Genomic DNA, 5,446 nt, shown 5'->3' with positions numbered 1-5,446 from the left:
AACGCCACGGTGGTCGAGTGCAGCATCAGGATCACTTCGTTGCTGTAGTACGGCAACGAACGGCGCAGGGCCGACGGCATGATCACGTAGGCGTACAGTTTCCAGCCGGTCAGGCCGTAGGCCTTGGCCGCTTCGACTTCGCCGTGGTTCATGCTGCGGATCGCCCCGGCGAAGATCTCGGTGGTGTAGGCGCAGGTGTTCAGGGCGAAGGCCAGGATCGTGCAGTTCATCGCATCGCGGAAGAAACTGTCGAGCACCGGCTGGGCGCGCACGGCGGCCAGGCTGTAGATCCCGGTGTAGCAGATCAGCAGCTGGATGTAGAGCGGCGTGCCGCGGAACAGGTAGGTGTAGAACTGCACCGGCCAGCGGATGTAGAAGCGCGGCGAGACCCGGGCGATGGACAGCGGGATCGAGGTGATGAAGCCGATGAAGATCGAGGCGCTGAGCAGCCAGAGGGTCATGGCCAGCCCGGTGATGTTGTTGCCGTCGGTATAAAGGAAGGCTTTCCAGTAGTCCTGCAGGAGTTCGATCATCGGATGGCCTCCCGGGCCCCGGCGGCGTAGCGGCGTTCAAGCCGGCGCAGGATGACGTTGGAGGCGCTGGTGATCAGCAGGTAGATCAGGGCGGCCAGCACCAGGAAGTAGAACAGTTGATAGGTGCTCTTGCCGGCGTCCTGCGCGGCCTTGACCAGGTCGGCCAGGCCGATGATCGACACCAGCGCGGTGGCCTTGAGCATCACCATCCAGTTGTTGCCGATGCCCGGCAGGGCGAAGCGCATCATCTGCGGGAACACCACGAAGCGGAAACGTTGGCCGCGCTTGAGGCCGTAGGCGGTGGCGGCTTCGACCTGGCCGCGGGGCACGGCGAGGATCGCGCCGCGGAAGGTTTCGGTGAAGTACGCGCCGTAGATGAAGCCCAGGGTCAGCACGCCTGCGCTGAACGGGTCGATCTCGATGTATTCCCACTCCATATAGTCGGTGAGCGACGTCAGCCAGGTCTGCAGGCTGTAGAAGATCAGCAGCATCAGCACCAGGTCCGGCACGCCGCGGATCAGCGTGGTGTAGAGCTGGGCCGGCAGGCGCACCAGCTTGACCTTCGACAGTTTGGCGCTGGCGCCGATCAGGCCGAGCAGCACGGCCACCAGCAGCGACAGCGCCGACAGTTTGACGGTCATCCAGGTGCCTTCCCACAGCAACGGGCCGAAGCCCTTGAGGCTGAAGGCGGAGAGCCCCAGATTCTGTAATAGGTTTTCGAACATGAATCAGCAACCTGAACGGAAGGGAAAGGCGCCCATCCGGGATGGGCGCCGTGGCATTACTTGCCGCTGTACAGATTCAGATCACCGAAGTGTTTCTTTTGAATCTCCGCATATTTGCCATCATCGTGTAACGCTTTGATACCTTTATCCAAAAGCGCTTTCAGCTCGGTGTTACCTTTCTTAATACCGACAGCGGTCTTGGACGGCAGCAATTTGTCGTCGACCGGCTGGCTGACTTCGTAGTCGGCGCCCTGCGGCGACTTCAGGAAGCCCAGTTCGGCCTGCAGCATGTCCTGGATCGAAGCGTCCAGGCGACCGGAGACCAGGTCCGCGTACACCTGATCCTGGTTGGCGTAGGCCTGGGTCTTCACGCCGGCCTTGTCCAGCACGGCCTTGGCGTAGGCTTCCTGGATGGTGCCCTGCTCGTAGCCGACGGTCTTGCCCTTGAGCGACGCGGTGTCGGCGGTGATGCCGGCGCCTTTCTTGTACACGAACGAGGTCGGGCCGGAGAACAGCTCGCTGGAGAAGTCGATGACCTTCTCGCGGGCTTCGGTCACGGTCATCGACGAGATCACGCCGTCGAACTTGTTGGCCTTGAGGCCCGGAATCATGCCGTCGAAGTCGCTTTCGACCCACTTGCACTTGACCTTGAGCTCGGCGCAGATCGCGTTGCCCAGGTCGATGTCGAAGCCCACCAGGCTGCCGTCGGCCGCTTTCGACTCGAACGGTGCGTAGGAAGGGTCAACGCCAAAACGCAGCTCCTTGTACTCCTTGGCCAGCGTGGAACCGGCAGCCATGCACAACGCCAGTGCAGAAAGGGTCAGCAATGCTTTTTTCATTATTCAATCCCTAAGAACCAATATGAGCGCCATGGCGCAGAAGTATTGTTACTGGAACGCTTACGACTTATAGAAAGTAGCAATTTCCGAACCAGAGTCCCGAACAAGTGTTTTAAAAGGTGTAGGAAGGGACGGCGCGAGGGATCGGTGCACGGAAACGGGCAGGGGACATTCGCCGCACCGTTTTGTGACAGCCGTCGTGAGGGGGGCGCTCTTGTGGCGAGGGAGCTTGCGCCCGCTAAGGCGGTGCAGCCGCCGCAAAGCCTGTTGGAGAAACGGGGAGGGCTTTGCCCTCCAGCGGGAGCAAGCTCCCTCGCCACAGGGGATCAGCTCAACAGGTTCTGCAAGGTGGCCAGGCTGTCGGCCTCGTCCACGCTCTTGTCCTGGCGCCAGCGCAGCATGCGCGGAAAGCGCACGGCGATGCCGCTCTTGTGCCGGTGCGAGAGGGCGATGCCTTCGAAGCCCAGTTCGAACACCAGGCTTGGGGCCACGCTGCTGACCGGGCCGAACTTCTCCACGGTGGTCTTGCGCACGATGATGTCCACCTGGCGCATTTCCTCGTCGGTCAGCCCTGAGTAGGCCTTGGCGAACGGCACCAGCGCGCGTTGACCGGATCCGGGCGGCCCGTCCCACACCGCGAAGGTGTAGTCGCTGTACAGGCTGGCGCGCCGGCCGTGGCCGCGTTGGGCGTAGATCAGCACCGCATCGACGCTGAACGGATCGACTTTCCATTTCCACCACACGCCCATGTCCTTGGTGCGGCCCACGCCGTACCGGGCGTCGCGGGCCTTGAGCATCATGCCTTCGACCCCCAGGCGCCGCGAGGCCTCGCGCTGGCGGGCAAGATCCGCCCAGCTGTCGGCGGTGATGACGGGGGAAAGGAGCAGGGCCGGATCACCGCAACTGGCGACGACCTGCTCCAGCCGGTCGCGCCTGGCGGTTTGCGGCCGGTTGCGCCAATCCTCGCCCTGCCATTCCAGCAGGTCGTAGGCCAGCAGCACCACCGGCGCGTCTTCAAGGATCTTCTTGTCCAGGCGCTTGCGGCCGATCCGTTGCTGAAGCAGCGCGAACGGCTGCACCGACGGCGAGTCCGGCGCGGTTTTCCAGACCACGATCTCGCCGTCGAGCACCGTGCCGTCAGGCAGGCGGTGCAGCAGGCCGCCGAATTCGGGGAAGCGTTCGGTCACCAGCTCTTCGCCCCGCGACCAGACCCACAGCCGGCCGTCACGCTTGACCACCTGCGCACGGATGCCGTCCCACTTCCATTCGACTTGCCAATCGCTCGGCGGGCCCAGCAACGCGTCGAAACGCTCCGGCGGCTGCGACAGGGCATGGGCGAGAAAGAACGGATAGGGCTGGCCGCCGCGCCGGGTGTGCTCTTCGCTGGATTCGGGGGCGATCAGTTGCAGGTAGCGCTGGGCGTCGGGCCGGTTCGAGAGGTCGGTGTAGCCCACCAGCCGCTGCGCCACGCGTTTGCTGTCGAGTCCGGCCATGGCGGCCAGGGCCCGGGTCACCAGCAGCTTCGAGACCCCGACCCGGAAGCTGCCGGTGATCAGCTTGATGCACAGCATCAGGCTCGCCCGGTCCAACTGCGCCCACAGCGCCGGCAGTTGCCGGGCCAGGTATTCCGGGGTTTCGCCGCGCAGCGGCAGCAGCCTGCGTTCGATCCATTCGGCGAGGCCGGCCGTCGAGGTGTCCGGGCTCTCTGGCAGCACCAGCGAAATGGTTTCCGCCAGGTCGCCGACCGCCTGATAGCACTCCTCGAACAGCCACGGGGCCAGCCCCGAACGCTCCACCGCCAGATCCCGCAGGATCCGCACCGGCACCAGTTGCCGGGGGCGGCCGCCGGCCAGGAAGTAAACCGCCCAAGCCGCATCCTGCGGCGCCGCCTGGGCGAAATAGGCTTGCATGGCCGCGAGCTTGGCGTTGCTGGACGTGCTGGCGTCGAGCTCGGCATACAGGCAGGCGAAGGCCTTCATGGCTGCACCTGGGCGATGGCCGGCGCCGACGCGGAGTTGTCTTCCTCGTCGTCACCGTATTCCGTGCTGAAGCCCTGCGCATCCAGTCCCTGTTCGCGCAGGTGCCGCACCAGGGGGCCGACCGAGCCGTGGGTGACTTTCACCCGTTCGGCGCCGGTCTGTCCGATGGCCCAGAGCAGTCCGGGCCAGTCGGCATGGTCCGAGAGCACGAAGCCCCGATCCACGCCGCGCCGCCGGCGTGGGCCGCGCAGGCGCATCCAGCCGCTGGCGAAACCGTCGCTGAAGTCACCGAACCGGCGCATCCAACTGCTGCCGCCCGCCAGGGGCGGGGCGATGACCAGCGCCTGGCGCAGCAGCGGGTCGTTTTTCTGCACATCACCGGCGTAGCGCGTCGGCGGCAGATCCACGCCGGCCTCGCGGTAGACCCGGTTCAGCGGCTCGACCGCGCCGTGGCTGAGGATCGGCCCGAGCGTCGGGTCGATGCCGTGGAGAATCCGCTGGGCCTTGCCGAACGAATAGCAGAACAGCACGCTGGCCCGGCCGGCCTCGATGTTCGACTGCCACCACTGGTTGATTTCGGCGAACACCTCGGCCTGCGGCTGCCAGCGGTAGATCGGCAGGCCGAAGGTCGATTCGGTGATGAAGGTGTGGCAACGCACCGGCTCGAACGGCGCGCAGGTGCCGTCCGGCTCGGTCTTGTAGTCGCCGGACGCGACCCAGACCTCGCCGCCGTATTCCAGCCGCACCTGCGCCGAGCCCAGCACATGGCCGGCGGGATGCAGGCTCAGGGTGACGCCGTGGTGGGTCAGGCGCTGGCCGTAGGGCAGGGTCTGCAGGTTGATGTCCGGGCCCAGGCGCGCACGCAGAATCCCCTCGCTGGCGCTGCTGGCCAGGTAATGCCGGTTGCCGGTGCGGGCGTGGTCGCCGTGGGCATGGGTGATCACCGCGCGCTCGACCGGCCGCCACGGGTCGATGTAGAAATCCCCGGCGGGGCAGTACAAGCCTTCCGGACGCGCGATGACAAGCTCCATGTCGTTACCTCGAAAGAGGGGCCTGTCAGCTATGAGGTGAGCGCGGGTCCGAAAGTTCTATTGATTTTTCGAACGCCTGAAAAGTCGTTGCGGGAGCGTGGTGCGCACAGGCTGCGGGCGTGACAGCGCGGCCCTGCGGCGCCTTGGCGGACGCCATCGCCAGCAGGCTGGCTCCCACAAGGGAATTTGGGTGGATGCAGAGTTTGTGATCACTGCAAAACCTGTGGGAGCGAGCCTGCTCGCGATGATGGCGGCACATCCGACCTCGGTGGATCAGACCGGACGCCATCGCCAGCAGGCTGGCTCCCACCAGGGAATTTGGGTGGATGCAGAATCTGT

Annotated in this window: 5 protein-coding genes; all 5 read right to left on the bottom strand. The window is 65.1% G+C overall.

The genetic code is table 11. From position 1 onward, the window contains the following. Nucleotides 1-533 (bottom strand): histidine ABC transporter permease HisM (hisM, locus tag ACIP0B_RS19265; protein WP_400835087.1); only part of this gene is annotated, 533 nt, incomplete at its 3' end. Further along, nucleotides 530-1,258, bottom strand: a complete 729-nt coding sequence (locus ACIP0B_RS19260) for an ABC transporter permease (protein WP_217893377.1) — start codon at nucleotides 1,256-1,258, stop codon at nucleotides 530-532. The genes hisM and ACIP0B_RS19260, both read right to left, overlap by 4 nt. A 56-nt stretch (nucleotides 1,259-1,314) precedes the next feature. Then, nucleotides 1,315-2,097, bottom strand: a complete 783-nt coding sequence (locus tag ACIP0B_RS19255) for a transporter substrate-binding domain-containing protein (RefSeq protein ID WP_400835084.1) — start codon at nucleotides 2,095-2,097, stop codon at nucleotides 1,315-1,317. A gap of 326 nt (nucleotides 2,098-2,423) precedes the next feature. Next, nucleotides 2,424-4,076 carry an ATP-dependent DNA ligase gene (locus tag ACIP0B_RS19250; protein WP_400835081.1) on the bottom strand — a complete coding sequence of 551 codons (1,653 nt, stop codon included), beginning with the start codon at nucleotides 4,074-4,076 and terminating at the stop codon, nucleotides 2,424-2,426. Further along, nucleotides 4,073-5,107 carry a ligase-associated DNA damage response exonuclease gene (locus ACIP0B_RS19245; protein WP_400835078.1) on the bottom strand — a complete coding sequence of 345 codons (1,035 nt, stop codon included), beginning with the start codon at nucleotides 5,105-5,107 and terminating at the stop codon, nucleotides 4,073-4,075. The genes ACIP0B_RS19250 and ACIP0B_RS19245 overlap by 4 nt, the downstream gene beginning before the upstream one ends. Nucleotides 5,108-5,446: the final 339 nt, after the last annotated feature.

The organism is Pseudomonas sp. NPDC089534, from assembly GCF_044749305.1.
In the GTDB taxonomy this organism is placed as follows: domain Bacteria; phylum Pseudomonadota; class Gammaproteobacteria; order Pseudomonadales; family Pseudomonadaceae; genus Aquipseudomonas; species Aquipseudomonas ekonensis.
The sequence above is the reverse complement of the archived record's forward strand: the minus strand, read 5'-3'. Positions and strand labels throughout refer to the sequence as shown.

Bases quoted from the DNA above. Each gene is read 5' to 3' on its own strand.
- ACIP0B_RS19260 (WP_217893377.1), bottom strand. From the start codon at position 1,258: ATGTTCGAAAACCTATTACAGAATCTGGGGCTCTCCGCCTTCAGCCTC.
- ACIP0B_RS19255 (WP_400835084.1), bottom strand. From the start codon at position 2,097: ATGAAAAAAGCATTGCTGACCCTTTCTGCACTGGCGTTGTGCATGGCT.
- ACIP0B_RS19250 (WP_400835081.1), bottom strand. From the start codon at position 4,076: ATGAAGGCCTTCGCCTGCCTGTATGCCGAGCTCGACGCCAGCACGTCC.
- ACIP0B_RS19245 (WP_400835078.1), bottom strand. From the start codon at position 5,107: ATGGAGCTTGTCATCGCGCGTCCGGAAGGCTTGTACTGCCCCGCCGGG.